This window comes from Lysinibacillus sp. OL1 (assembly GCF_004332175.1).
Taxonomy (GTDB): Bacteria; Bacillota; Bacilli; order Bacillales_A; family Planococcaceae; genus Lysinibacillus; species Lysinibacillus capsici.
This window is the reverse complement of the sequence record NZ_SJDS01000010.1, coordinates 20,675-47,058: the sequence shown is the minus strand read 5'-3', so window position 1 is coordinate 47,058 and position 26,384 is coordinate 20,675. Positions and strand designations below refer to the sequence as shown.

Sequence of the window (26,384 nt, the reverse complement as noted above, 5' to 3'; positions counted from 1 at the left end):
AATTATCTTTCAAGTCATCTCTTTCCTCTAAAACATATAGCTTTTTAGATGTATAGAACTAAGAAAACCGCACTTACTTGTGATATGGTTCCCCCTTCATAATCCTAAAACTACGGTAAATCTGCTCGACTAGCACAAGCTTCATGAGCTGGTGGGGAAGTGTCATCTTACCAAAAGACTGCTGTTCGTCGGCTCGTTTTAGGACATCTTCGTGTAGGCCAAGGGAGCCGCCGATGACGAAGGCGATTTTGCTTTTGCCGTAGGTCATGAGGGATTCGATGTCGGCAGCCATTTGTTCGGAGGTTTTCATTTTGCCGTTGATGGCTAGGGCGATTACGTAAGCATCTGGGCTAATTTTCGCCAGGATGCGTTCGCCCTCTTTTTTCTTGACGATATCCATTTCAGCTTCACTTAGTTGTTCAGGTGCCTTTTCGTCTGGCACTTCAACCAAATCCATTTTTGCATAGCCGCCAAGACGTTTTACGTACTCATCGATCCCCATTTTTAAGTACTTTTCTTTTAGCTTGCCGACTGATACAATCGTTATATTCACACGTTATCCACCTTTACAATTCATTTACAAACAAATTATCCACAAAAGTTATCAACATATCCACATGTCATTTCTATATATTGTGTAAAGTTATTTACTTGATACAATATATTCTGCTGCCTGTTCACAGTAGCTACACTTTGTGGATAACTTTTTATCCTCTTCGATTTTATCCATAATTGGGAACACTTTTTGTTCTGCTACAAACATGTCTAAAGCGTGATCTATATGGCTTTCACAGCTGTACTTTTCCATTTTTTGATGTCTCCTTATTTTCCGAAATTTCCACAAACTTATTCACAAATCAGTCTATGTTATCCACAATCTATTGTAACAAAGTAATAGCAGGTATGGAAGAAGTGCCTTTTACTCCCGATTTGCTGTGCGGAAATAGTATTCACAATTTTCTAGTTATCCACAATATTTCATAAAAGTATTTTCTCCATCCTCATAAAAAAGCGATGAAGACCGATTAGATCTCCATCGCTTTTCATATTCTTTACAATGTATTACCGTTTGTTAATGTTAGTGATAGCTCGACTAATTTACCTTGACGGTACACTTTTAATGTTAGCTTATCACCAATTTTTTTGTCATTATATAAATGCTTGCGTAAATCAATGGTTGTTTCAATTTTTTGACCATCCATCTCTACAATAACATCGTATTGTTGAACCCCTGCTTTTAAGGCTGGTGAGTTATTCATGACATCTGTTACAACAACACCTGTTGTCACCTCTGCAGGTAATTTTAATGTTTGTTGCTGATAGAATGATGGCACATCTGTTAAATCTGCAAGTGAAACTCCCATTGTTGGACGTTTCATTTCTCCATTTTTCTCTAGCTCCTCGATAATTGGAATAGCTGAATTAATTGGAATAGAGAACCCTAAACCTTCAACTGAGGATTCAGCGATTTTCATGGAGTTAATTCCTACTAATTCTCCAGCTAAGTTTACAAGTGCTCCACCACTATTCCCTGGGTTAATCGCAGCATCTGTTTGCAAGACTTCTTGTTGCCAATCTTCTGTGCCATCACCATTTAAGTCTACTGGTACAGAACGGTCTTTACCTGAAACAACACCAGTTGTCACAGAACCATAGAAGTCTAAACCAAGTGGGTTACCAATGGCAATCACTGTTTCACCTTGTTTTAATACATCCGAATTCCCGAATGTCGCAACTGTTTTAACATTTTTAGAGTTAATAGAAATAACTGCAAGGTCCGTCCAAACATCGTGACCCACTAATTGTGCAGGTTCTTTTGTTCCGTCTGGCATTGTGACCTCTAACTGCTTTGCCCCTTCAATAACATGGTTATTTGTGATGATAAAGGCTTTGTCACCTTCAATTTTATAAACAACACCTGAACCGCTTCCTGCTTCTTTTGTTGTCGTTGATGGTGGGCTCCAAAAACCTCCGCTTGTGACTTCTTGAATATTTGTGATACCGACAACTGCTTGTGAGGCTTTATCAACTGCAGTTGTCACATCTGTTGTTACTTCTGTAGCTACCTGATTAATTGTTGTGTTATTTTTTCCTGTATTACTTGTTGTTGTTCCAGGCATTTGATTGACAAGTCCTGGTAGCATAAGCCACACAAGTAAAGCACCTATAATGACACCGACCAGACCACTAAAGAAATAGCCGCCTTTACCTCCTCCACCTTTCTTTTTCATGCGCTTAGTCTGCATTTCTTGCTCCTCGCGCTCTAGTCTTTCTTGAAGAGGTGATTTCGGTACTTCATCCTTTTTAAGGAAATCACTGTTTTTATCATCATCTTGGAAATAGCTCATGTTCGTCATCCTTTCCTTTAAGTGCTATCTAATTAGTTGTTACCCTAATCTTACGATTCAAACATTAAAATCAGATGAAAAACAAATAAAATAGGCATAAAAAAAGCTGCTCAATGCATTTTTTTATGCGTTGAACAGCTTCAAATTTTATCTAAATAGCCTATGATTAAACCGTCACCAATTTTGTTGGTTCTTCTGCATCCGTATCAAATAGATGAACATGCTCACCAACAAGGATGCCACAAGATTGTAAGGTTTGTGCGACACTCATACGTGCTAGCTCTTTCATATTATTATCTTTACTTAAATGTGAAAGATAAATATTGGTCGTCTTATCAAATACAACCTCACTCATTGCAATTGCTGCATCCTCATTAGACACATGTCCTACATCACTTAAAATACGACGTTTAATAGACCAAGGATAGCGTCCCATTTGTAGCATATTGACATCATGATTACTTTCAAAGACAAAAGAATCAGCGCCTCGAATAATTCCTTTCATACGATCACTGACATAGCCTGTATCTGTAATAATAACAAGCTTGCGATCATTTTCATGAAAAGTATAGAACATTGGATCTGCTGCATCGTGTGAAACAGCAAAGGATTCAACAGCTAAAGAACCAAAATGCTTCACTGTATCCATTTCAAATTCAAAACGTTGCTCTACTGGAATGTCCCCAATAAGCCCATCCATTGCCTGCCACGTTTTGGCATTTGCATAAATTGGTACATTATATTTCCGTGATAGTACACCAATTCCTTTAATATGATCACTATGCTCATGTGTAACAAAGATACCACTGAGCTGCTTCATATTACGGTCGATTTTTGTAAATAACTGCTCCATCTTTTTCCCACTAAGACCCGCATCAACGATAAAAGCATGATCGTCATTCTCTACATAAATCGAATTCCCTGTACTGCCACTTGCTAAAACACTAAATCGCATTATTCAACTCCCCAGTCTTCTTCTTCGCTCTCTTGCTTGTCCTCCTGGATTTCGATGACTTTACCTTCTACTGCATTCACAAAGTACTCCTCTTTTGTTCCATCAGATAATTTCACTTGAACTTCCCATGTTGGCACCAATACCTGAGTTCGTGTCAATTTAACAAGCGTTGAGTAACCTAGTTTCATTTGTGTAATGCGAGAATCTGGCTTGAGCGGTCCCTTTGCATACAAAGTTTGAATTATTTGAAGTGGTGGAATAACTGTTTCCTGCTGTTCCATTTCTTCAATATTATCAATCATTGTTTGTTCATACATTGTTACTTCGTTATTAGCATTCCATTTTATTTTTAATGAACCACTATAATAGAACATTCGATTGTTTGTCTTTTGGAAAAAAATCGCGACTCGTTCTTCGCGGTCTACTTTCCATAAAGCATAAGATGCACCTTCAATGATGTTTGCCAGGGCAAAATCTGTAAAGCTTGCATCATCACTTACATTACGTAATTTAACAGGCCTCATAAAAATAACACGAGCCTTTGTATTATTATCATCCTTAAATTTAACTTGCTGGTTACTATTACTAAATTCGTCTGGTGTGAATTTATGCACTTGAGCTGTCATATACGAAGCAGATTCAATATTATTTGGTAATGTACCATACGTAATATTATCATCCTTTAAACGGGCTTCTATTGTTCTTTCACCTGGTACCTCAATATCTTTCGCTTCATTATAGCGATTGACATAAAGTGAATACAAGAAGATGTTCAGTATTAAAAAAACGAATATAAAAATAGATTTTGTTCTATTCCAATCCATTTTTAACACCTCCTAATACTTCAGGAGTCAGTTTAGTCCATGTACCATTACGAATAACAAACCAACAAGGTTCAAATATAAATATATTCTGTTCTTGATTTTGTGTTAAATAATAGCCTAAGACGATTTCGTCGATATCAGACAGAGGAATACTGTTAGCGCTTTTTAATCTCTCTGCGATCTCCGCACCTGATGCTAATTCTTTGATTTCTTTCTCCAATGATATATCCATATCCAATGAGAAGTATGGACGCTTATAATGGAAAATTCGACTATCTCCCCAAATCGTTGTCATTCGTGTAATAACATGATTGCTATAGACAGGGAAACCTTGCAAATACATTTGATAGTCTATTTGATTTTTATTGGTATTGGATGCAGCATAGCGGAAATCTGCCGTAAATCCTCCATGCTCATTAATAAATTCAAAGCTATCCTTTAAAAGCTTGGATGGCTCGACTCTAATACTACTTTCTGCAGCAGGATAAACATAGTTTAATGATTTAAGATTTGTTTCTAAGGTCATTAACGACATACCATCTGTATATTTTTCAGAGGATGCACTTTCCACATTCCGCTGCACAATATTTGGATCTGGGAATAATACATTTTTAAATAGTTCTGGCGTAATATCCTCAATAAAATACGTATATTTTACAGATTCAATATTACTGTTCGCCAAATAAAGAGATGTATAGCCTTCTCTTTCTACTTCTTTAAAAACCTCATATTTTTTGGCAGGCTCTATGACTTCCTGTATAAATTGATTCATGTTTGGCACACTGACATGTGAGCGGAATAATGATTGGTTATTACCACTAATGTAATACAACATCAATTCTTTACTATTGTAATTACTCCAATCTATAATCATACGATTGAACGTTGTTTCTGGTAATTCCTTATCAGTGAACTGAAAGGTTGTGTTAAAAGCTGAAAAAGGAATCTCTCCTGTAAAAAATATTGTCATTCGATGATCTGCGCCAATAATTTGATTCACATAGTTTGCAGAAAGATTATTGTTTACAGACACCAAATCTAAAACATTCCAGCCTTTAAATACTTTCATCATGTCTTTCATAGCTGCATTAGAAACTGTGCCTGTAAACTCTTCTTCAGATCGGAAAATAGCCTTGTATGGTCGAATAATATCCTCCATATCCTTTTGCGGCTTAATTAAAATTTCCTCGCCCTCTGTTTTTTCAATATATTTATAATCAGGTGTATAGGTCCAAATTAAAAAAGTTAAAATCACACTCAGCATAACAAGTAGAAATAATACAACAGATTTAACTGGCTCTATATATTTCATTCCCACTCACCTGCCTCACCAAATTCATCTGCATCATATGGTAATGTGAAGAAAATTGTTGTACCCTGTCCTTCTTCACTTTCAGCCCAAATCTTACCGCCGTGTGCTTCAATCATTTCCCGCGCAATAGCTAATCCCAAGCCTGTTCCTCCCATAGAACGAGCACGGGCACGATCCACACGATAGAAGCGATCAAAAATACGGCCAACATTTTCTTTAGGAATACCCATGCCATCATCTGAAATCATGACTTTCAACATGTCATCCTGTCCCGTAAAGCCAAAGCGAATATTGCCACCATCTGGAGAATATTTAATAGCATTGGAAATGATATTATCAATAACCTGTGTGATTTTATCCGTATCAATTTCTACATAAAAGGAGGTTTCAGGGAATAATCGTTCAAAATGTACCTTGTCAGACTTAGACATTTCAAATCTGTCTATAATGCGGTTAAAGAATGAATTAAATAAGACAATATCTTTATTCAACTCGTAATCTGAACTATCCATTCTTGATAACTGCAGTAAATCATTTACTAGACGAATCATACGCTCTGTTTCGGTTTGTGTCACATTTAAAAACGTAGGAGCAATATTTTCATCTTTCCATGCACCATCTGCAAGTGCCTCTAAATAACTGCGCATTGTTGTTAATGGCGTTCTTAACTCATGTGATACATTCGATACGAATTCCCGACGATCCATTTCAATCTTTTCTTGCTCTGTTATATCGTGCAAAACAGTAATCAGACCATTAATAAAGCCTGTTTCTTTTTGAATAACAGAGAAATTAGCACGAAGTATATAGGGAGCATCCGCTGTACTGAAGTTTAAATTCACGGCATCATTCATATGAATTAAGTCTTCAAAACTATATTCCTGATCAATCCCCAATACAGAGGCGATAGGACGCCCTAATGTAATATCTCTTGAAATATGCAGTAATTCCAATGCAGGGTCATTAATGAGAATAATACGTCCCTTACGATCTGTTGCAATTACACCATCTGTCATATTACTTAGAACTGAATCGAGCTTTCGACGTTCAGCTTCTGTGGTCGATTGTGCTTCCTGCAAACGATTGGTTAGATGATTAAAGGTGATGGCTAGCTGGCCGATTTCATCTGTACCATATACACGTACCTTTCGAGAGTAGTTCCCCTTCGCCATTGCCTGAGCCTGCTTTCGCATATCAGCAATAGGCTGTGTAATCGTTCTTGCCACAAGAATACCTAAGAAGATGGTAATGACCAAGGACATTGCCGTACCACCAAGGAAAATCTGATTAATATCATTCATTTGTTCAAAAACTGATTCAATATTGGCTTCAATATAGAGTACACCAATGATTTCATCGTCTGGTCCTGCACCCGCACGAATGGGATTCGCTAATACCCACACACGATTTCTCGTCTTATTGTCCAGCTTAATAATATCAAACAATGTTTCGGCAGATATCGCTCGACGTACAAGGTCAGTATTAGAGCGCTGACCTATTAAATTTTGGTTTTCAAGCTCAGATGTTGCAAGTATTCTTTGTCTATTGTCAATGACACGAATTTCTAAAATATCACCATTTGAAACATCCCTTAAACCAGTAGAAAACTCCATAACAATTGACTTTAGGCTCTCCTCTAGTTTAGGCATGCTTTCATCGCGTTCCTTTAAAATTTCCTCACGAAGACTATATTGCATCAAGTCAACTCGCTGAAAAATGGAATCTTGGAAGTTGCTCTTCAAATTTCTTTCTAATTCACGAGCGAAATAGATACCGATAATTTGTAAAGCAAGCAATATTAATAAAATATAAATCAGCACTAGTTTGACATGAATGGATTTAAAGAAGCTCACTTTCTGCATTCCTATTACTCCTGTTCAGGATTTCGTAAATAATAACCTACACCACGTCGTGTGACAATCCAAGCGGGATGACTAGGATTATCCTCAATTTTTTCACGTAAACGGCGAATTGTTACATCAACAGTTCGTACATCACCAAAGTAATCATAGCCCCATACTGTTTGTAGGAGATGCTCCCGTGTCATTACTTGTCCAATATGTTTCCCTAAATAATGAAGTAACTCAAATTCTCGATGTGTCAATTCAATTGCTTCATCACGCTTCATTACTAAATAAGCATCTGGTTGAATAACAAGTGAACCTACGACAATCTCATTCGACTCTTCCTCAGCCTCTTCTGCTGTTGGAGCGACTACTTGTAAACGGCGCATATTGGCCTTTACACGTGCAATCAGCTCTCTTGTACTAAATGGCTTTGTAACATAATCATCTGCACCCATCTCTAATCCTAATACTTTATCAATCTCAGAGCCTTTAGCTGTTAGCATAATAATCGGAAAATCGTATTTTTTACGTACTTCTCTACAAACTTCCATTCCATCACGCTTTGGCAGCATAATATCTAAAAGCATTAAATCTGGTTGCTCTTCCTCTACTTTCTTTAATGCCTCATCACCATCATAAGCACAAATAACTTTATAGCCTTCTTTTATTAAATTAAATTGCAAAATATCTGCGATTGGTTTCTCATCATCAACAACTAAAATTGTTTTATTCATACATACTCTCCCTTTCGCTTCTTATCTATTCTTAAACAATGTGTATTTGTAAATTCACTACTCTTAACTCTATCATGCTTTCGGATTCTATGCATTAATCGATATTCAATCCCTCTAATACTGTGACAAAAAGCGATGTAATTCAACAATTATTTCTCGGGAAATAATAGAAAAAGACAGTCCATTATTCGGACTGCCTTCTATTCAACATGTTTTATCGGCCTACATAAGATAACGGATTTTCTAATGAACCGTTCTTTTCAACTTCAAAGTGCAAATGTGTACCTGTCGAATTTCCAGTGGAACCCATAATACCAATCACAGAACCTTTTTCCACTACTTGTCCGACTTCAACATTAATTGAAGATAAATGTCCATAAAGTGTTGTAAAACCATTATTGTGATTAATAACAATACGATTACCATAGGTGCCAGAAGTGCCAGCAGCAACAACTACACCATTATCAGCAGCTAAAATATTATAGTTACTTGGTCGAGCGATATCGATACCACGATGGAAGGCTCCCCAACGTTCACCCATACCACTTGAAATATAACCCCCGACTGCTGGCCATGCAAATTCTCCAGTTCCACGTGAAGAAATAACCTTTGTACCAACTACTTCAATTTCATCTACTGGTTGTTGAAGTATTTTTTCCTCTAAGGCAACTTTTGATGTCTGTGTACCATTTTCAGATGTTAATGCATAAGTTGTTTCTTTTTTTCCATTAACACCTTCTTGCTTGATGACCTTTTCACCTTTATACATTGTAGGATCTTCTTCAATTACTTTTTTAAACGGAATGACTTCCGCAACTTTCTTTTCCTTTTTTACTTCAAGTGTTACAAATGGCTTTGCCACAGTAACATTTATTTCTTGTCCAATTTGTAAAACTGTATCTACAGTAATACCAGGATTTAGAGCTAGTAGTTCACTTGTTGTTAAATTATGTTTTTTAGCAACTGACCCTAACACGTCTCCTGATTCAATTTTATATGTTTCTTGCTCAAGATAGCCTGTCATTAAAAACTTCACGGCTTGCTCAGGTGATAATATATCAGTTGGTGTCACTTTTTGTGATAACCCTGAAACGCCTTGTTTAAAGGAAACATTTAGAAGTCTAGCCTCACCATCTTTTAATTCTGGTAGATTATTGCTAGCTTGGCGTTTTGATAAGTTATCTAATTCTTGCTGAGAAACATATTGTAGCTTTAACATTTGAACAGTTTTCTCATAAGCTTCCGTATTCTTTAGTGATACTACTGGTTTATGATTTACTAATAATGTAAAGGCATCTGATTTGGCCACTAAAGATTGCTTAAGTTTTGATAATGTTTCTGCATCTTTTGTTTCATTTGTAAATACTTGTTCTGGGATTATTTTAACAGCTGAGCTAGCATCAATGGATAAACCTTTGAATTGCTGACTTGCCATTTTCTCTTTTGATGCAATTATTTCTTGAATTGCTTTCTCATCAGATACTGCACCAATATATTCATTCCCCACATAGACGTGGTAAATTTTATTTAAGTTTTCTTTGTTATATTCCTTAGCAAATCCCATGTTAATTGTTAGGCTTGTCATTAAAACTACAACGATTGAAGCCTTTTTAAAAGAAGAAAAATTGTAGGTGAATCTATTGTTTTCTTCTTTTCTCTTCCAAAACGAATTCATCAATAAAGCCCCTTCCAACTTTACCCTACTGTAGGATGATTTACCCACAAGGATTTTTTGCACCCCTATAATGTACCATAAAGAAAATGACGTTTGAACGATTTCACTCTTTTGTAATGTAAATGTATTATTTATCTACTTATTGTTACATAGAATATATTTTATATAGTTTATAAATACTGTAATTTTATTCATATATTGGTTCTCAAAATTAATTTAACTATCATCTGTATACTATTCTCAAATTTTTTCAAGTGAATTTTGACTTAATACTTTTTACTTTTTTAATATTCCGATAAAATATATATAGAAGGTACACTATTTGATTGGAGCGATTAAATTGAGTGATTCACAAACCTCTGAGATCACAACAAAAGTGTTGAGACCTCAGAAAAATAGCATGCGTAAAGTTTTTGCAAGAATTATTATGGTTTCGCTAGGCGCGATTATAATGGCATTGGGCTTGGAACTGTTTTTAGTACCCAACCACATTATGGATGGTGGTATCGTGGGTGTTTCCATTATCACATCTCATTTATTAAAATTACCCCTTGGTATTTTCATCTTCATTTTAAACTTACCTTTTATTTTTTTAGGCTATAAACAAATTGGTAAAACCTTTGCATTGTCCACAGGTCTAGGTATTACCGTACTTTCATTTTCAACACTTGCCTTACATAATATCCATCCATTTACGGAAGACACATTATTGGCAACAGTTTTTGGAGGAATGATTTTAGGAGTTGGTGTCGGTATTGTCATTCGTTATGGAGGTTCATTGGATGGAACTGAAATATTAGCTATTTTAGCTAATAGCAAAACACCTTTTTCAGTTGGAGAAATCATCATGTTCTTCAATATCATTATTTTTACGGTGGCAGGATTTATTTTTAATTGGGAGCAAGCCATGTACTCCATCATTGCATACTATATTGCCTATAAAATGATTGATATTGTTATTCAAGGATTGGAAGAATCTAAATCTGTGTATATCATAAGTGATGACATTGATGAAATTGGACAAACGATTATGGATCGACTTGGTCGTGGCGTTACTTTCCTTCACGGAGAAGGAGCTTATACGGGGAATGACAAGAAAGTCATATTTACCGTTATTACTCGTTTAGAAGAATCTAAATTGAAAACAATCGTCGCTGAAATAGATGACAATGCTTTTCTAGCCATCGGTAATATCGCCGAGGTAAAAGGTGGTCGCTTTAAGAAGAAAGATATTCACTAAAAAAGGGCATGCCGCATTTGGCACGCCCTTTCATTTTATTTCATTATGCTTCCCAAACGTCCACTAACACGTTTGTTTGCTCACGTGCAGGTCCAACAGAGAAAGTAGCAATTTGAATGCCCGTTAGTTCGCTGATACGCTCCACATAGCGGCGTGCATTTTCAGGTAGCTCTTCTAAAGTTCTGCAGCTTGTTACATCCTCAGACCAGCCTGGAAGCTCCTCATAAATCGGCTCACATTGTTCAATGATATGAAGATTTGCTGGATACTCTGTGATTGTTTCACCTTTATAGTTATAGGCTGTACAAATTTTCACTGTTTCTAAGCCCGATAAAACATCGATAGAGTTAAGAGCAAGATGAGTAATGCCACTTACACGGCGTGAGTGACGTACAACGACTGTGTCGAACCAGCCTACACGACGTGGACGACCTGTTGTTGTACCATATTCGCGACCAACCTCACGAATTTGTTGACCTACTTCATCGAACAACTCCGTTGGGAATGGTCCATCTCCTACTCGAGATGTATAGGCCTTAGATACACCAATAACGCTTGTTACGCGTGATGGCCCAACACCTGCACCAATTGCTACTCCCCCAGCAACAGGATTTGAAGATGTTACATATGGATACGTACCTTGATCGACATCAAGTAAAATTCCTTGTGCACCTTCGAATAGCACTTTACCGCCCTCATCAAGGACATCGTTCAAAATTTTAGACGTGTCCGTAACATACTTAGCAATTTCTTGTCCGTAACCATAGTATTCCTCGAAAATTTCTTCGAATGTTACGCCTTCAACTTCATAGAATTTCTCAAATAACTTATTTTTAATGGCTAAATTATGACGTAGTTTTTCCTCAAAGATTTCCTTATCAAGTAAGTCAGCCATACGGATCCCAATACGTGCTACTTTATCTTGATAACAAGGTCCAATACCTTTACAAGTTGTGCCGATTTTATTGTCTCCACGACTTTCTTCATCCGCAATATCTTGTTTAATATGATAAGGCAAAATCACATGTGCACGATTAGAAATACGTAGATTATCTGTATTAATACCACGCTCTTGTAAACCTTTAAGCTCTGTTACTAATGATTTTGGATTCACAACTAATCCATTACCAATTACTGAAGTTTTATCTTTATAGAAGATCCCTGATGGAATTAAATGTAATTTATAAGTTTCACCATCAATTTTAATGGTATGTCCTGCATTATCTCCACCGGCAAAACGAGCGATGGCATCGGCTTTGTGCGAAAGGAAATCTGTAATTTTACCTTTTCCTTCGTCTCCCCACTGTGTTCCTACAACTACTACTGATGTCATAATCAGCACCTCCGTTAGATACCTTTGTATCTCAATTTTCAAGCCTCAATTATTGTAACAATGATAGAAACAACTCGTCAATAAAAAATAGCGAAAAAACACGAACATAAAATCAAAAAATCTGATTCAACGTTCGTGTTTAATAACAGAATGGTATGAATATTATCGAACATTCAGATTAATTTATTCTAAGGGTAATATTTCATTACTAATAGGCAACTTATCTGAATGACGAGTAACTTGACTAATCACGTGGCGGTGGCGGTGGCATTTGTGACCAATCCACATTAATGAATTTATTGAATTCTTTTTTAAAGGCCAATGTAACGGTTCCTGTTGGACCATTACGTTGTTTCGCAATGATAATTTCGATCATATTTTTATTCTCAGATTCTTTATCGTAATAATCATCACGGTATAAAAACGCAACAATATCAGCATCTTGCTCAATACTTCCCGATTCACGTAAGTCACTCATCATTGGCCGTTTATCCTGTCGTTGCTCAACACCACGAGACAACTGTGATAACGCAATAACAGGTACCTTTAATTCACGGGCTAATCCCTTTAAGGAACGAGAAATCTCTGATACCTCTTGCTGACGGTTTTCTCCTGGCTTGCCGCTCCCCTGAATCAACTGTAAATAATCAATTAAGATCATTCCTAGTCCATTCTCCTGAGCTAAACGACGACATTTTGCACGGATTTCATTGATACGTACACCTGGAGTATCATCAATAAAAATCCCTGAATTCGATAAACTACCCATTGCCATAGTTAGTTTACCCCAATCTTCTGTAGTTAAAGCACCTGTACGTAAAACTTGTGCATCTATATTTCCTTCTGCACAAAGCATACGCATGACCAGTTGCTCTGCACCCATCTCTAAAGAAAAGATTGCAACATTTTCACGAGCTTGTACAGCAACACTTTGCGCGACATTCAATGCAAAGGCTGTTTTCCCTACAGATGGACGAGCAGCAACAATGATTAAATCGTTGCGTTGAAAGCCTGCAGTAATGTTATCTAAATCACGGAAGCCAGTCGGGATACCCGTTACTTCTCCCTTTTGTGATTGCAGTTGCTCAATATTATCGAAAGTTTCCACTAGCACATCTTTAACATGCTTAAAGTCACCTGCATTCTTTCGATTGGCAACCTCCATCATTTTCTTCTCTGCCTCGCCTAATAATGCCTCTACTTCGTCTTCACGCGTATAGCCGTCCTCGACAATTTTCGTTGCCACTCGAATCAATCGTCGTAAGAGGGCCTTTTCCTCAACGATTTTGGCATAATGAGCGACATTGGCAGCTGTAGGGACAGCATTGGCGAGCTCTAGTAAATAAGAAAGCCCGCCAACGTCCTCAATCTCTTTTTTAGCTGATAATTCTTCTGTAACTGTTACAACATCTATCGCTTTTCCTTGATCACTCAAGCGCAACATCGTTTCGAAAATTTTCTTATGGGCATTTAAATAAAAATCATCTGCCAATAAAATTTCTGATGCTGTTATTAATGCCTGTGGCTCAAGGAAGATAGCACCGATAACCGATTGCTCCGCCTCCCGGTTATGCGGTGGAACGCGGTCCATCATCGGTTCACTCATGGATTGTCGCTCCTTATTCTTCCGTTACATGTACTTTTAACGTTGCTGATACTTCATGATGTAGTTTTACAGGAACATTTGTAAAGCCAAGTGAACGAATCCCATCAGGTAAAGTCATTTTACGTTTGTCAATTTTAATGCCGTGCACTTTTTGTAATGCATCAGCAATTTGCTTTGTAGATACTGAGCCAAATAAGCGGCCACCATCACCTGATTTTGCTTTTAGCTCAACTGTTAGTGCTTCTACTTTTTCCTTTAATGCTTGTGCTTCAGCTAATTCGGCAGCAGCATTTTTGGCCTCTAATTTCTTTTGCCCCTCTATTTGGCTTAAAGCTTGCGCATTTGCTTCCGCTGCATAGCCATTCTTGATTAGGAAATTTTGTGCATAGCCATCAGCTACGTTTTTAATTTCACCTTTTTTTCCTTTTCCTTTAACGTCTTTTAAAAATACTACTTTCATTAGTCAGAACTCCCTTCAAAGACCTCATTTATGGCCTCTTCTAAATGTTTTTTCACACCATCGATGGATTTAGCATCTATTTGGCAGGCAGCATTCGTTAAATGTCCACCACCGCCAAGCCTCTCCATAATTAGCTGTACATTGACCTCACCAAGTGAGCGTGCACTTATACCAATTTTGCCATCTGCCCGATGTGCAATGACAAAGGATGCACTAACATCCTTCATCGTTAGTAAAATATCTGCTGTTTGCGCAATTAAGACAGAGTCATACACTTTTGATTCCTCACCTACAGCAACAGCTACTCCTGGTTTTACGAACTTAACTGTTTGCACAATTTTGGAGCGCTCTATATATGTGTCCACGTCCTCCTTCAAGAGACGTTGGACCAATACTGTATCGGCACCATTTGTTCGTAAGTAAGAAGCTGCTTCAAATGTACGTGCTCCTGTTCGAAGTGTAAAGCTTTTGGTATCAACGATAATACCCGCTAGTAATGCAGTAGCTTCTAGCATATTAATTTTTGCACGCTTCGGCTGATATTCTAGTAACTCTGTCACTAGCTCTGCTGTGGACGACGCATATGGCTCCATATAAACGAGTGTAGGATTTTCGATAAAGTCCTCACTTCGACGATGATGGTCGATTACAACCACCTTTTCAGCTAATTTCAATAGGTGTGCATCAATTACTAAATTCGGCTTATGTGTATCAACAATAACGAGCAACGATTTCTCAGTCATTTTACCAGCGGCTTCCTCTGGTGTAAGGAAATTTTCATAGAAATCTGATTTACTCTCTATTTCATTCATTAATCGTGTAACGCTACCATTTAATTCATCAAAATTGATAATGACATAGCCCTTTACATCATTCATTTGTGCCATTTTCCGTACACCTACAGAAGCACCAATGGAGTCCATGTCAGGATTTTTATGTCCCATAACAAACACTTGGTCACTGTCTTGAATTAAATCGCGTAATGCATGTGAAATAACGCGCGCTCTAACACGTGTACGTTTTTCGACTGGATTTGTTTTTCCACCATAGAATTTAAGTTTTCCAGTAGGTTGCTTTATCGCCACTTGGTCTCCACCACGTCCTAATACAAGATCAAGACTTGATTGTGCCAACTCACCAAGCTCCACTAATGAGGATGAACCAGCTCCTACCCCAATACTTAATGTTAATGATAAATTCTTTTGAGCTGTTTTTTCTCGAATGGTATCTAATATAGCAAATTTTTTCTTTTCTAGCTCCGTTAAAATGGATTCATTTAATACTGCTAAGAAGCGATCAGATGATATTCGTTTGACAAACACACCATGCTCTGCAGCCCATTCATTGACAATTGAAGTAACCATTGTGTTGGTTAAACTACGTGGTTGATCGTCCATGGCTTGCGTAATTTCATCGTAATTATCGACAAACAATATAGCGATTACTGTACGGTCTGCATAGTATTGCTTTTCAATGGCAATCTGTTCAGTTATATCAAAGAAATACAGTAGTCGTTCCTCTTTTTTATAATAAACACGATATTTCCGATCACGTAGTGTAATCGTCGCCTCATTAGTCTCCTCGGTCTTCATTAATACATAGATGTCATCCGATATATTTACAATACCTTCTCCAACTAATGATTCCATATTTAAAATGCCTTGCATATATGGATTAGACCATTCGATTTCATACTGCTCATTAACCAGCAGTATCCCTATTGGCATTTCAAGCAGTGCCTCTTCCCCTACTTTTTTCATACGGAAGGAGATAGATTCAATGTGCTTTTCTGTTTCCTCAAAAGCTATCTTCTCTACTTTCCATGTGTAGGCCATCAGTAAAACAAAACCTACACCATAACCGATGCCTATCCCGATATTCCAAATACATAGAAGCACGAACGTCACAGTTCCAAATATGGAAAGAACAAAAAGCGGATAGCGAATTGGTCGTTTTCTAAATGTCCCCATTACAATCAGCCCCTTATTCTTTAGTCTTCCCCTTTACAAGTGAACGTACGTCAAAACCTAAATCAACAATACCGAGTAAGATCATAAAGGATGATAATGGAATTGCTAATAAAGTGGCTACCCATTTAACTCCATTTGGCATCCCCTTTTTAGAGATAAAATAATGGATAAAAGATATTCCTTGTAAAATCAGTAACAACCATAAAATATAAGAAACATTTAATACAATAATATCTAGTGTAGAGCCAGCCTCAGGACGCATGAATAAATTAATACATAAAACAATCATGTAATACCATAAAATAGAGCGTGGTAATCTCATATTTTGGAATGGAGCAAATTTTGGAACATCTACCCCTAGTCGTTTTAGAGCTGGTAAATTGACTGTAATGATAATAAATGCAGCAAAAAATGCTGAGATTGTTATCGTTGCAGGCATAGTCAGTTCAATTGTTTTAAAGATTGCCTCAAGCTGCTCTGGATTAATGGCTACTTGGCCTGTGACATTCTTCGCAAATTCATTAGATTGCTCATAATTTTTACGTGCCATCTCTAAACTCATGCTGATGAAGTCAATCCCTGAAAGCTTTACATAAGCAACATAAACAATTGCCATTGAAAGGAGATTAGCAATCCCCGTTGACATAAATAAATAAAGCTTACTCTTCTTCAAATAAATGGCGTTACCCATAACGACACCTACTAACCCTAAAATAAAGGCAAATGGCAGCATGGATATTCCACTCGTTATAGTGGTTAGGATACAGCCTACTATTGCTACGAGTATGGATGTGGAACGCTTGTAATTTGCGCTATACCAAGCAATCGGTAGTGGAGCGAATAATAAAGCTACTATAAAGATGAATGGTACATATGCAGAAATTAACATTAAGATTGTAAAAAGTGCAACCATCATTGAGCCTTGTACAAGCGCTTTTGTTTGATTATTCGGCATTGAAAACCTTCCTTTTTTTCAGTCAAACTTACTACCCTTTATTGTACCATTTTTTCATAGTATTGAACAAAAATCACTTAGATCACTATGTACATTGTCATTATTTTTTCAATTTTAATTCGAACTTTTACCTAAGTAGCTGATAATTTTCTTTTTAACCATAACAAAAAACCAGCATACCCGATACGAATATCGTAATATGCTGGTAGTTAAAATTGATGTAAGATCAGTTACCTTAATGTCATCAATCTTATTTATCTTCTGCTACGAATGGAAGTAATCCCATGATACTAACTAATTTAACTAAATTCAACATAAATTCCGTACCCAACAATACTACCAAGAGTAATTAGTATCCTCGTCAATGTTTGGTTTCTAATCTATCCTATAGATTTTTCTACTAGTTTTTCTTTTCTCTAGTTAACTTGGTTCTTTGTACAGTAGTATTATCATCTCGATTATTTTAATTAAGCTTTAATGAAATAGAATTTGATTCTTGAGTTACAACAATATCTTGTTGTTCAGAGCTTCCATCTGTATATTTTACAATTACTTTGATTATTATGTCGTCATCTATTACCAAATTGCCATCATGAGGAATTGCAAGTGAATATTTATATTTATCCTGTTCATTATACTTAACCGTATAGGTATTTCCAATTTCCTTTGTACCATTGTATATATCTGAACCAGGCGAACTTCCAATCATAAATATCTTTTCTGATAATAACCAGTCTTTGTCTGTATATTCTTTAGCTGTAAGTGTAACATCCTCTATAAACTTGCCTTTGCTAATGGTATAAGTGATTGAGTCGATATGTTCTCCACTTATATTTAGCATAAGCTTTGTAAAGATTAAATTACCTACATCTCCAGTTATATCAGTTGTACTACCTCTAGCTTCAGTTGATAATTCAAAAGTAGCTTTATCTGATGAAAGTTTGGTATTAGGCTGATTCGCATTATCACTCAATGCATAAGCTGTGATTGTAAAATTTGCGACTCGAAAGTTTTCGTTATTATCTAAAAATGGAATACCTATCATAATTAACAATAGGAATCCAAATGCACAAGCTACAGAAATCCGCCCTTTAAAATTTTTCTTTTCTATAATATTGCAATTCTTTTTCACACGATTTTTCATAGTTTTTGACATTTCAATAGAATTAACAGCTTCTTTAATCTTATCAAAGTTCATATTTCATTCTCCTTTCGATATCTTTCTCGAATAAGCTCTCTTCCACGTTGTAATCGCTTTTTAACTGCTGAAGTAGTAATGGCAAGTATTTTTGCTATTTCATCTACTTTATAGCCCTCTACATAATAAAGTAACAATACAATCTTATGTTTATTTGGCAATCTCATAAGATGTTCGATTAAACCATAGTTTTCATCATCCTTACAATATAGTTGCAAATCATTGATATCCATATGTTTACGAATAATATTGTACCTTCTCATATTTTTGCAACGATTTGTAGCAATAGTAATCAACCATGCTTTCTCATGTTCTGAATCGTTAAATGGTGTAGATTTAGTTAGATAGGTAATAAAAGTGTCTTGTACGACATCCTCTGCGTCATTCTCATTGCATAGAATAACAAGACACATTCTAAAAAGCATATTTCCATATTTATCAACAATTCGTTCTATATCTAGTTCGTTCGACCAAACTAATTGTTGCAACATCCATCAACTCCTTTCACTTATAACACACATGAAATTACCATTTGGTGACATTTTATATAAAATAATTTTAGAAAATAATCTTACCTAAAAACTGATCGATGCATAAAAATTGGAAAAATATTTTCCAATAGTCTTCTATCCGAATCTAATCTTATTATATTGTGTAATTAAGAATGTCATTTTAGGTACCTATCGTTGATCCTTTGCCATATCTATCGTTCCTTAAATAAAACAAGCCCACCGAATAGGTGAGCTTGAAATAATTTTACATTTGATAATTTATTCAACCCAAGCAGAAACTGTTCCCCTGTAATGTCCTCTCCAAGTGCCATTTGTAAGCTTTTCCGTTTTGTGAAGATTTATCCAATTTTTATACCATTAACATATATTCTAGGGGGTAAATATATGTTAATGATTAGATGAAAATCATTGAGTTGCGTATGCAGCTCTTTTTTCTTATTGAACTAACCTGGTGCTTTAAGTTCAATAACGATCTTCAACAATCGTGCACGATTGTTGAATAATCCTAACTTTCCTTTATAGCAACAATATTTGAGAAAACAGTATAAATAAAAAAAAGCACCACAAAGGTTATGAAAACCTTGTTGTGCTTTTATTAATAAATAAATTTTATTTATCTTCTGCTACGAATGGAAGTAATCCCATGATACGAGATACTTTGATAGCTGAAGTTAATTTACGTTGGTACTTAGCGCTAGTGCCAGTTACGCGACGTGGTAAAATTTTACCGCGCTCAGAGATGAATTTTTTTAATAAATCTACATCTTTATAGTCGATATGCGTAATGTTATTAGCAGTGAAGTAGCAAACTTTACGGCGTTTGCGGCCTCCGCGACGTGGTGCCATAGTGTGTCTCCTCCTTATCTTTTTTTATCATTTAGAAGCATTAGAATGGAAGATCATCCTCAGATACTTCTATTGGCCCTTTGCTATTCGCAAATGGATCCTCATCTACACGTGTATAATTCGGCTGATTCATAGGTGGTTGATTTTGCTGATACGAATCGCCGCCATAGGAACCCTGCCCTGGCATAGCGCCACCAAACTGTTGTTGTGGTTGACCACCGCCATATGACGGTTGGTTATTACCGTAAGTTTGTCCACCATATTGAGGAGCAGGAGCACCGCTACCATTACGGGGTTCTAAAAACTGTACGCTATCCGCCACGACATCTGTTGTGTATACGCGCTTACCATCTTGTCCTTCATAACTGCCTGTCTGGATACGACCTTCTACCCCAATTAAACTTCCTTTTCGCATGAAGTTCGCTAGGTTTTCAGCCTGTTTACGCCAAGCAACACAGCTAATGAAATCAGCTTCGCGTTCACCTTGTTGATTTGAGAATGCACGGTTTACAGCTACTGTAAATCTTGTAGACGCAACTCCATTCGGTGTATAACGTAGCTCAGGATCTTTTGTTAGTCTTCCAACTAATACGACACGGTTAATCATCAGAATACAACCTCCTTTTCAGCGTTTTGTAAAAAATTAATTATTAAGCTTCTTCGCGAACTGCAATGTGGCGAATGATGTCTTCGCTGATGTTAGCAAGACGTGTATACTCGTTGATTGCATCTGAAGTAGCGTTTACTTTTACGATTTGGTAGTAACCTTCGCGGAAGTCTTGAATTTCATAAGCTAAGCGGCGTTTGCCCCACTCTTTTGATTCGATGACTTCTGCACCGTTAGAAGTTAACATTTCGTTGAAACGTTCAACTAAAGCTTTCTTCGCTTCGTCTTCAATGTTCGGACGTACGATGTACATTAATTCGTATTTTCTCATCTGTTTACACCTCCTTATGGACTTAGGCTCTCCTAATTAAGGGAGCAAGGAGCAAGTAATTAATTATTACTCACATCAATGAATTGTAACATATAGGTACATGTCTTTCAAGTCACAAACTAATAATTCGTTATATAATGGCAGTATATTTCATTATCTATGAAAGGAGTGCCTTCATGTTAACCAACGATAAGGAGCCTATCGTTATCGAATTAGATTTAAAGAAGTTAATGATTGACAATCTTGTGATGACAAGTGGTCTTGTCATATTATTTATTGCCATCCAATATATTTGCTTTAAAGATTTCCATTTTTCTTTTTGGAAGATGATTGGTGGCACAGCACTATTTGTTGTGCTGTATATAATTTTTATTATCCTACACGAGGCTTTTCATTTAATTGGCTTTATGATTTTTGGCAAAGTTCCCTTTAAAGCTTTGAAATATGGCGTAAATTTAGAGCAAGGTATTGCCTATGCAACTACTGAGCAACCTCTCCCCAACCATGCTATGAAAAAAGCTTTATTACTGCCATTCTGGATGACTGGAGTACTCCCAACCATTGTTGGGTTTTATCTTAACAGTACTGTTTTAATATTGATAGGGGCGGTGTTAATAGCTGGAGCTGTAGGCGATTTTGCCATGTATAAAGAGCTACGCAAATATCCACGTAATGCTATCGTACAGGATGATCCTAAATTACCAAAGCTGTATGTTTATCTATTGCAGGAAAAGGATCATCATTAAAGTAAGACTACATAATTAAATAGAATCTGTAGATTAGAAATGAACAACTACAGATTCTATTTATACTTTAAGGAGTTAAAAATCCATGCTGGGCTGCTGTATATAAGTTTCTCCAAATACGGTTAATCGTAGATGTTTCTGTAATGGCATCCATACCGAGACTGCGTATTAAATTATTCGCTATCTCTAAGCATGCAGTAGCTATATCCTTAGCCAATTGAGTAAATTGTGATAATTCCTCTTCCGTTAATTGTTCACCTTTTTGATGCTGTTGCCAAAAGACAGATAATGTTGCATAAAACTGTTCCTCGCATTGCTTGAAACGTTTATGCTGCTGCATCCATAAAAATTGGAAGGCTCCAATTCGTTCAGTTCTGCTTCCATCATGATTTCGTTGCTTCATTAAAGCAAAAGCTTCTTCTAAAAAATTCTCTGTCATCCCAAGACAAACGCCTAAAAAAGAAGCCTCTGCAAAAGTGGTAAATGGAAAGCTATGTACTGAATTGCTATAATCATTTCTGATGACCCCTAATTGAAAAGTAGCTTCCTGTGGTACCCAAACATTGTTTACACGGATTGTATGACTAGCTGTTGCCTTTAAACCCATTGCAGACCAATCATTCAAAATTTCTACATCATGTGGATTTACTGAGCAGCTAATAATTTTTTCGGTTTTGATACCATCTTCTTCAATTAAACAATTCATCGTAAATGTTGATGCATAATTAGAGCCACTACAATACTTCCATTGCCCTGTTACATAATAGCCTCCAATTGTTTTTACAGCTATCCCTGTTGGATATCCACTCCCTGCTATAACTGCTTCTTTAGGAGAATAGATTTTTTCACAAATTTCCTTACTGAATGTTGGAATAAATGCGTTTCCACCTGTACCAATAGTAATGAGCCATCCAAAATTGCCATCAAGTGCAGACATCTGTTGAAATATCTTTACACCTTCTACTAAATTTAAATCCATACCACCTAATTCTCTTGGCGTGAACAATTTGAATAATCGTTGTTCATAAATATAATCTAAGACATCTTGTGGTAGCATCCCCAGCTGCTCAAACTCTAAACCACGTTCCTTAATTTGCACAGGATTCATTCATAAGTCGCCTCCATACATTAAAAATTCTGATAACGATGCAATCGAAAAAGGGCAACCATTTTAGATTGCCCTTGTAAGTTTTTTATACATTAAAGCGGAATAACATAATATCGCCATCTTGTACTTCATATTCTTTACCTTCAAGACGTACTTTACCAGCTTCCTTAGCCGCTGCTTGAGAACCTGCCTCAAGAAGATCATCATATGCCACTGTTTCTGCACGAATAAAGCCGCGTTCAAAGTCAGTATGAATAATACCTGCACATTGAGGTGCCTTCATTCCTTTACGGAACGTCCAGGCACGTACCTCCTGTACACCTGCAGTGAAGTAAGTAGCTAGACCTAATAAGTCATAAGAAGTACGAATTAGTTGATCTAAACCAGATTCTTTAATTCCTAATTCTTCTAAGAACATAGCTTTTTCTTCATCATCTAACTCAGAAATTTCTTCTTCAATTTTTGCACAAATAGTAATGACCTGTGCACCTTCAGCGGATGCATACTCACGTACTTTTTTCACATACTCGTTGTTGTCTGCATCTGCTACTTCATCTTCTGAAACGTTTGCTACATAAAGCATTGGTTTAATTGTTAGCAGATGAAGACCTTTAATTACCTTCAATTCATCATCTGATAACTCAGCTGCTCTAGCTGGTTTACCGTTTTCTAGTTGCTCTTTAATTTTTAGAAGCACTGGCTCCTCTAGCATAGCCTCTTTATCTTTTTGTTTCGCCATTTTGCTAACTCGTTGTAAACGTTTATCCACAGATTCTAAGTCAGCTAGTGCAAGCTCTAGATTAATAACTTCAATATCGTCAATTGGATCTACTGCACCAGAAACGTGAGTAATGTTTTCGTCTACAAAACAACGTACTACCTGACAAATTGCGTCTACTTCACGAATATGAGCTAGGAACTTATTTCCTAATCCTTCACCCTTGGAGGCACCTTTAACAATTCCAGCGATATCTGTAAATTCAAATGCAGTTGGCACAGTTTTTTTCGGTACCACTAATTCTGTTAATTTATCTAAACGTGCATCAGGTACTTCAACTATACCAACGTTTGGATCGATCGTTGCGAATGGATAGTTTGCAGCCAATGCGCCCGCTTTTGTTATTGCGTTAAATAATGTTGATTTTCCAACGTTAGGTAAACCAACGATTCCAGCTGTTAATGCCATGGATGGACACAACCTTTCTATACTCAGTTCAAATTTTCTCTCATATAACCTTATCTATTATATTGATTCACCCAGAAAAAGTCTAATATGCCTGATGTTACGACTCTTCCGCAGAAAATAAAACCTTTTTCATTTTTTTCTCAAATTCACGACGTGGAATCATGACACTATGCTGACATCCTTCGCATTTGATACGTACATCCGCCCCCATACGAATAATTTTCCATTTGTTGGTACCGCATGGATGTTGTTTTTTCATTTCAACAATATCATTTAAACCAAATTTTTTTGCCTCCATCTTACACACTTCTCCCCTCATCTTTGCCATAGAACATCATTTTTGGATAGACCATTGGTATATTATTTTCTTCAAAGAGTTTCGTAATATCGCGGCGTATGGTACGTGCTACTCCATATTGTTGCTGCGGTAATGTTTCAGCAACTATACGAATGGTTACTTCTGTCCCTTTAACATTTTGCACACCTAGAAATACTGGAGCTGCAATTAATTCTTTATGCATCTTAGGCAATGTCTCTAAATACTTATTAATAATCCCTTCTGCTTTCTCAAAGTCAGCATCCGTGGCCATTTGTAAATCTATAAAAATTTTGGAGTTGTTAACAGAATAATTGACGACTTCGCCTATGGCACCATTGGGAATGATGAACTGTTCACCAGTAGCACCATTAATTTTTGTTGTACGTAAGCCAATTTCTACAACTGTACCTTCTGCAGCATTTATTTTTATATAATCGCCTACACCAAACTGGTCTTCAAAAATAATAAAGAATCCAGTAATAACATCCTTTACTAAGCTTTGAGCTCCAAAACCTATTGCTAAACCAACAATTCCTGCACCCGCTAATAAACCTGCTACCTTTATATTTAAGGAAGAAAGTATACCAATGATTGCAGAGAAATAAACGACATAGGAAATCACGCTTTGTAATAATCTTGAAATTGTTCGTTGGCGTCGGTCTGAGTGGCTCAATGGTGAACGCATACGGATTAAAAACACTTTTTTAATAAATTTTTTACCTAATTTTACAGCGATCCACGATACTAATAGAATGAGCAAAATTTCTATAGATGCATCAATAACCTTTTCCCAAAGATCCTCAGATGTGAGCTTGTCCCAGTATTTCTCCATTAACTTTTTATTCTTTTCCATCATTACCACCTCTTGAATAACTTGCTAAAAATTTGCGTATACTGCATAAAAATTGAGCACTTCTAAAAATAAAAAGAAAGTGAGTTTTTTTATGAATACTATACCAAATTTGTTACTACCTTATTCCCTTCATCATGAGAGTAAAAATGCTGTTTGGCAATTAAGTACATTATTTTTAGAACATATACCGTTTCATCATGAAAGACTAATTTTTTGTTGTATTGGCAGTGACCGATGTACGGGTGATACACTTGGTCCATTAACTGGTAGCTTTTTAAAAAAATCTGTTAGCTTTCCTTATGAAATTGTAGGTTCCTTAGAAGATCCTTTACATGCTCTAAACCTAGATTCTACAATGCAACAGCTACACAATCATACTACAAAACCATTCATTATTGCGATTGATGCCTGTCTCGGCAGTGAGCAAAATGTTGGTCATATTTCAGTTCAAAGTGGACCCATTTTTCCTGGAAAAGCTGTAAAAAAAGAATTACCCCCAATTGGAGACATTTCCGTGAAAGGAATCGTCAATATTGGAGGCTTTATGGAAATGCTTGTTTTACAAAATACCAGACTTCATATTTCTTATGCAATGGCTGAAAAGCTTTCAAGAGCATTATTACTAGCTGCTCATCGTTATTCACTAAAAAATGTAAAAGATAGCCACCATAATACCAACAATGACGATACCTGGCAGCAAGTTAGCAGCTTTGATCTTAGCTAAACCTGCAATGTTTAACCCTATTGCCATAATCATAACCCCGCCAACAGCCGTCATTTCTGTAATGAACATTTGTAGTGCGGCATCAGGGATAAAGGAACTTATAACACCTGCAAAAAGAGCAATTAATCCTTGATAAACAAAGACAGGTATAGCGGATAGCATTACACCTATACCTAATGTCGATGCTAGAATAATGGATGTAAATCCATCTATTAATCCTTTAGTAATGAGTACATTATGATCATTACGAAGACCACTATCAAGAGCACCTATAACAGCCATTGATCCTACAACAAAAATTAGTGAGGCAGTGACAAAGCCCTCTGCTATGCTAATTTGATTTTGGTCATCCCTTTTTGTACGAAATAAACTCTCTACCCATTTACCAAGACGATTCATTTGTTTATCTAAATCTAACCACTCACCTACTACTGTACCTACCACTAAACTTACTACCAATATAATAAAATTATCACTTTCAAAGCCCATTTTTATCCCTAATAATGTGACGGCTAAACCAATAATAGAAAGAACCGTAGATTTCATAGATTCAGGGATATTTTTAAAAATGCGCCCTACTAATGCTCCTACTATAATTAACACAGCATTTATCAATGCCCCTAGTAATACCACACTTAAGCCTTCTTTCTCTCTAAAAAATAGAGAGCGCCTATTTGCTTGGCGCTCTGATTAAG

Annotated in this window: 27 protein-coding genes; 3 read left to right on the top strand and 24 right to left on the bottom strand. The window is 36.4% G+C overall.

Features of this window, described 5'->3' with window-relative positions; all coding sequences use genetic code 11:
* Positions 1-73: 73 nt before the first annotated feature.
* The 9 genes from rlmH to EW028_RS17140 form a co-directional block, all read right to left on the bottom strand.
* A complete protein-coding gene (rlmH, locus tag EW028_RS17180; RefSeq protein WP_131521736.1) occupies positions 74-553 on the bottom strand; it encodes a 23S rRNA (pseudouridine(1915)-N(3))-methyltransferase RlmH in 480 nt (159 codons plus the stop codon).
* 90 nt (positions 554-643) lie between these two features.
* Positions 644-808, bottom strand: a complete 165-nt coding sequence (locus tag EW028_RS17175; protein ID WP_004233391.1) for a CxxH/CxxC protein — start codon at positions 806-808, stop codon at positions 644-646.
* 244 nt (positions 809-1,052) lie between these two features.
* Positions 1,053-2,348, bottom strand: a complete 1,296-nt coding sequence (locus EW028_RS17170) for a S1C family serine protease (RefSeq protein ID WP_131521735.1) — start codon at positions 2,346-2,348, stop codon at positions 1,053-1,055.
* A 166-nt stretch (positions 2,349-2,514) separates the two neighbouring features.
* Positions 2,515-3,303: an MBL fold metallo-hydrolase gene (locus EW028_RS17165; protein WP_131521734.1), complete on the bottom strand. Its 789-nt coding sequence runs from the start codon at positions 3,301-3,303 to the stop codon at positions 2,515-2,517.
* Positions 3,303-4,127 carry a two-component system regulatory protein YycI gene (locus EW028_RS17160; RefSeq protein ID WP_004233387.1) on the bottom strand — a complete coding sequence of 275 codons (825 nt, stop codon included), beginning with the start codon at positions 4,125-4,127 and terminating at the stop codon, positions 3,303-3,305. The genes EW028_RS17165 and EW028_RS17160 overlap by 1 nt, the downstream gene beginning before the upstream one ends.
* A complete protein-coding gene (locus EW028_RS17155) occupies positions 4,114-5,439 on the bottom strand; it encodes a YycH family regulatory protein (protein WP_131521733.1) in 1,326 nt (441 codons plus the stop codon). Before EW028_RS17155 ends, EW028_RS17160 begins: the two co-directional genes overlap by 14 nt.
* Positions 5,436-7,301: a cell wall metabolism sensor histidine kinase WalK gene (gene walK, locus EW028_RS17150; protein WP_131521732.1), complete on the bottom strand. Its 1,866-nt coding sequence runs from the start codon at positions 7,299-7,301 to the stop codon at positions 5,436-5,438. The genes EW028_RS17155 and walK overlap by 4 nt, the downstream gene beginning before the upstream one ends.
* Before the next feature lie 5 nt (positions 7,302-7,306).
* Positions 7,307-8,020, bottom strand: coding sequence for a response regulator YycF (gene yycF / locus EW028_RS17145; RefSeq protein ID WP_131521731.1), 714 nt, complete (start codon positions 8,018-8,020; stop codon positions 7,307-7,309).
* Between the two features lie 214 nt (positions 8,021-8,234).
* The gene (locus tag EW028_RS17140) at positions 8,235-9,695 is read right to left on the bottom strand and encodes a peptidoglycan DD-metalloendopeptidase family protein (RefSeq protein WP_131521730.1); all 1,461 of its coding nucleotides are present in this window, start codon (positions 9,693-9,695) and stop codon (positions 8,235-8,237) included.
* Between the two features lie 400 nt (positions 9,696-10,095).
* Here EW028_RS17140 and EW028_RS17135 point away from each other — a divergent pair, with 400 nt between their 5' ends.
* Positions 10,096-10,935 carry a YitT family protein gene (locus tag EW028_RS17135; RefSeq protein WP_227744975.1) on the top strand — a complete coding sequence of 280 codons (840 nt, stop codon included), beginning with the start codon at positions 10,096-10,098 and terminating at the stop codon, positions 10,933-10,935.
* Positions 10,936-10,978: 43 nt separating this feature from the next.
* Here the strand turns inward: EW028_RS17135 and EW028_RS17130 are convergent, their stop codons facing one another.
* The 10 genes from EW028_RS17130 to rpsF form a co-directional block, all read right to left on the bottom strand.
* Positions 10,979-12,268 carry an adenylosuccinate synthase gene (locus tag EW028_RS17130; RefSeq protein ID WP_004233375.1) on the bottom strand — a complete coding sequence of 430 codons (1,290 nt, stop codon included), beginning with the start codon at positions 12,266-12,268 and terminating at the stop codon, positions 10,979-10,981.
* A 244-nt stretch (positions 12,269-12,512) separates the two neighbouring features.
* A complete protein-coding gene (gene dnaB, locus EW028_RS17125) occupies positions 12,513-13,874 on the bottom strand; it encodes a replicative DNA helicase (RefSeq protein WP_004233370.1) in 1,362 nt (453 codons plus the stop codon).
* A gap of 13 nt (positions 13,875-13,887) precedes the next feature.
* Complete coding sequence (rplI, locus tag EW028_RS17120; RefSeq protein ID WP_004233368.1) at positions 13,888-14,334, bottom strand: 50S ribosomal protein L9; 447 nt, start codon at positions 14,332-14,334, stop codon at positions 13,888-13,890.
* The gene (locus EW028_RS17115) at positions 14,334-16,304 is read right to left on the bottom strand and encodes a DHH family phosphoesterase (protein ID WP_004233367.1); all 1,971 of its coding nucleotides are present in this window, start codon (positions 16,302-16,304) and stop codon (positions 14,334-14,336) included. The genes rplI and EW028_RS17115 overlap by 1 nt, the downstream gene beginning before the upstream one ends.
* Before the next feature lie 13 nt (positions 16,305-16,317).
* Entirely contained in the window at positions 16,318-17,259 is a 942-nt protein-coding gene (locus EW028_RS17110; protein ID WP_131521729.1) for a YybS family protein, read from the bottom strand.
* Positions 17,260-17,722: 463 nt separating this feature from the next.
* Complete coding sequence (locus EW028_RS17105) at positions 17,723-18,457, bottom strand: hypothetical protein (protein WP_131521728.1); 735 nt, start codon at positions 18,455-18,457, stop codon at positions 17,723-17,725.
* Positions 18,454-18,948 (bottom strand): RNA polymerase sigma factor, encoded by a 495-nt coding sequence (locus tag EW028_RS17100; RefSeq protein WP_131521727.1) that lies wholly within the window; start codon positions 18,946-18,948, stop codon positions 18,454-18,456. Before EW028_RS17100 ends, EW028_RS17105 begins: the two co-directional genes overlap by 4 nt.
* Positions 18,949-19,578: 630 nt before the next feature.
* Entirely contained in the window at positions 19,579-19,815 is a 237-nt protein-coding gene (gene rpsR, locus EW028_RS17095) for a 30S ribosomal protein S18 (protein WP_012296211.1), read from the bottom strand.
* Positions 19,816-19,855: 40 nt separating this feature from the next.
* Positions 19,856-20,422 (bottom strand): single-stranded DNA-binding protein, encoded by a 567-nt coding sequence (gene ssb, locus EW028_RS17090; protein WP_048395233.1) that lies wholly within the window; start codon positions 20,420-20,422, stop codon positions 19,856-19,858.
* 43 nt (positions 20,423-20,465) lie between these two features.
* On the bottom strand, positions 20,466-20,753 hold the full coding sequence (gene rpsF, locus EW028_RS17085) for a 30S ribosomal protein S6 (RefSeq protein WP_016992320.1): 288 nt from the start codon (positions 20,751-20,753) through the stop codon (positions 20,466-20,468).
* A 176-nt stretch (positions 20,754-20,929) separates the two neighbouring features.
* Here rpsF and EW028_RS17080 point away from each other — a divergent pair, with 176 nt between their 5' ends.
* The gene (locus tag EW028_RS17080; protein ID WP_131521726.1) at positions 20,930-21,499 is read left to right on the top strand and encodes a DUF3267 domain-containing protein; all 570 of its coding nucleotides are present in this window, start codon (positions 20,930-20,932) and stop codon (positions 21,497-21,499) included.
* A gap of 67 nt (positions 21,500-21,566) precedes the next feature.
* Here the strand turns inward: EW028_RS17080 and EW028_RS17075 are convergent, their stop codons facing one another.
* The 4 genes from EW028_RS17075 to EW028_RS17060 all read right to left on the bottom strand — a co-directional run bounded on the left by EW028_RS17075 (position 21,567) and on the right by EW028_RS17060 (position 24,965).
* The gene (locus EW028_RS17075; RefSeq protein ID WP_131521725.1) at positions 21,567-22,607 is read right to left on the bottom strand and encodes an acyl-CoA dehydrogenase family protein; all 1,041 of its coding nucleotides are present in this window, start codon (positions 22,605-22,607) and stop codon (positions 21,567-21,569) included.
* An 85-nt stretch (positions 22,608-22,692) separates the two neighbouring features.
* Complete coding sequence (gene ychF, locus EW028_RS17070; RefSeq protein ID WP_131521724.1) at positions 22,693-23,793, bottom strand: redox-regulated ATPase YchF; 1,101 nt, start codon at positions 23,791-23,793, stop codon at positions 22,693-22,695.
* A 97-nt stretch (positions 23,794-23,890) separates the two neighbouring features.
* Entirely contained in the window at positions 23,891-24,091 is a 201-nt protein-coding gene (locus tag EW028_RS17065) for a DUF951 domain-containing protein (RefSeq protein WP_048395226.1), read from the bottom strand.
* A gap of 1 nt (position 24,092) precedes the next feature.
* Positions 24,093-24,965 carry a mechanosensitive ion channel family protein gene (locus EW028_RS17060; protein WP_131521723.1) on the bottom strand — a complete coding sequence of 291 codons (873 nt, stop codon included), beginning with the start codon at positions 24,963-24,965 and terminating at the stop codon, positions 24,093-24,095.
* Between the two features lie 91 nt (positions 24,966-25,056).
* Between EW028_RS17060 and yyaC the strand changes: the two genes are divergently transcribed.
* The gene (gene yyaC / locus EW028_RS17055) at positions 25,057-25,689 is read left to right on the top strand and encodes a spore protease YyaC (protein ID WP_131521722.1); all 633 of its coding nucleotides are present in this window, start codon (positions 25,057-25,059) and stop codon (positions 25,687-25,689) included.
* On the opposite strand, the gene EW028_RS17050 is transcribed toward yyaC, so the two are convergent.
* Entirely contained in the window at positions 25,609-26,322 is a 714-nt protein-coding gene (locus EW028_RS17050) for a DUF554 domain-containing protein (protein WP_131521721.1), read from the bottom strand. The genes yyaC and EW028_RS17050 overlap by 81 nt on opposite strands.
* Positions 26,323-26,384 lie beyond the last annotated feature (62 nt).

Bases quoted from the DNA above. Each gene is read 5' to 3' on its own strand.
- rpsR (WP_012296211.1), bottom strand. From the start codon at position 19,815: ATGGCACCACGTCGCGGAGGCCGCAAACGCCGTAAAGTTTGCTACTTC.
- walK (WP_131521732.1), bottom strand. From the start codon at position 7,301: ATGCAGAAAGTGAGCTTCTTTAAATCCATTCATGTCAAACTAGTGCTG.
- EW028_RS17155 (WP_131521733.1), bottom strand. From the start codon at position 5,439: ATGAAATATATAGAGCCAGTTAAATCTGTTGTATTATTTCTACTTGTT.
- yyaC (WP_131521722.1), top strand. From the start codon at position 25,057: ATGAATACTATACCAAATTTGTTACTACCTTATTCCCTTCATCATGAG.
- ychF (WP_131521724.1), bottom strand. From the start codon at position 23,793: ATGGCATTAACAGCTGGAATCGTTGGTTTACCTAACGTTGGAAAATCA.
- rpsF (WP_016992320.1), bottom strand. From the start codon at position 20,753: ATGAGAAAATACGAATTAATGTACATCGTACGTCCGAACATTGAAGAC.
- EW028_RS17075 (WP_131521725.1), bottom strand. From the start codon at position 22,607: ATGAATCCTGTGCAAATTAAGGAACGTGGTTTAGAGTTTGAGCAGCTG.
- EW028_RS17165 (WP_131521734.1), bottom strand. From the start codon at position 3,303: ATGCGATTTAGTGTTTTAGCAAGTGGCAGTACAGGGAATTCGATTTAT.
- EW028_RS17160 (WP_004233387.1), bottom strand. From the start codon at position 4,127: ATGGATTGGAATAGAACAAAATCTATTTTTATATTCGTTTTTTTAATA.
- EW028_RS17060 (WP_131521723.1), bottom strand. From the start codon at position 24,965: ATGGAAAAGAATAAAAAGTTAATGGAGAAATACTGGGACAAGCTCACA.
- EW028_RS17170 (WP_131521735.1), bottom strand. From the start codon at position 2,348: ATGAGCTATTTCCAAGATGATGATAAAAACAGTGATTTCCTTAAAAAG.
- EW028_RS17175 (WP_004233391.1), bottom strand. From the start codon at position 808: ATGGAAAAGTACAGCTGTGAAAGCCATATAGATCACGCTTTAGACATG.
- EW028_RS17065 (WP_048395226.1), bottom strand. From the start codon at position 24,091: ATGGAGGCAAAAAAATTTGGTTTAAATGATATTGTTGAAATGAAAAAA.
- EW028_RS17130 (WP_004233375.1), bottom strand. From the start codon at position 12,268: ATGACATCAGTAGTAGTTGTAGGAACACAGTGGGGAGACGAAGGAAAA.
- EW028_RS17105 (WP_131521728.1), bottom strand. From the start codon at position 18,457: ATGAACTTTGATAAGATTAAAGAAGCTGTTAATTCTATTGAAATGTCA.
- EW028_RS17135 (WP_227744975.1), top strand. From the start codon at position 10,096: ATGCGTAAAGTTTTTGCAAGAATTATTATGGTTTCGCTAGGCGCGATT.
- ssb (WP_048395233.1), bottom strand. From the start codon at position 20,422: ATGATTAACCGTGTCGTATTAGTTGGAAGACTAACAAAAGATCCTGAG.
- EW028_RS17100 (WP_131521727.1), bottom strand. From the start codon at position 18,948: ATGTTGCAACAATTAGTTTGGTCGAACGAACTAGATATAGAACGAATT.
- EW028_RS17080 (WP_131521726.1), top strand. From the start codon at position 20,930: ATGTTAACCAACGATAAGGAGCCTATCGTTATCGAATTAGATTTAAAG.
- EW028_RS17115 (WP_004233367.1), bottom strand. From the start codon at position 16,304: ATGGGGACATTTAGAAAACGACCAATTCGCTATCCGCTTTTTGTTCTT.
- dnaB (WP_004233370.1), bottom strand. From the start codon at position 13,874: ATGAGTGAACCGATGATGGACCGCGTTCCACCGCATAACCGGGAGGCG.
- rplI (WP_004233368.1), bottom strand. From the start codon at position 14,334: ATGAAAGTAGTATTTTTAAAAGACGTTAAAGGAAAAGGAAAAAAAGGT.
- yycF (WP_131521731.1), bottom strand. From the start codon at position 8,020: ATGAATAAAACAATTTTAGTTGTTGATGATGAGAAACCAATCGCAGAT.
- EW028_RS17140 (WP_131521730.1), bottom strand. From the start codon at position 9,695: ATGAATTCGTTTTGGAAGAGAAAAGAAGAAAACAATAGATTCACCTAC.
- EW028_RS17110 (WP_131521729.1), bottom strand. From the start codon at position 17,259: ATGCCGAATAATCAAACAAAAGCGCTTGTACAAGGCTCAATGATGGTT.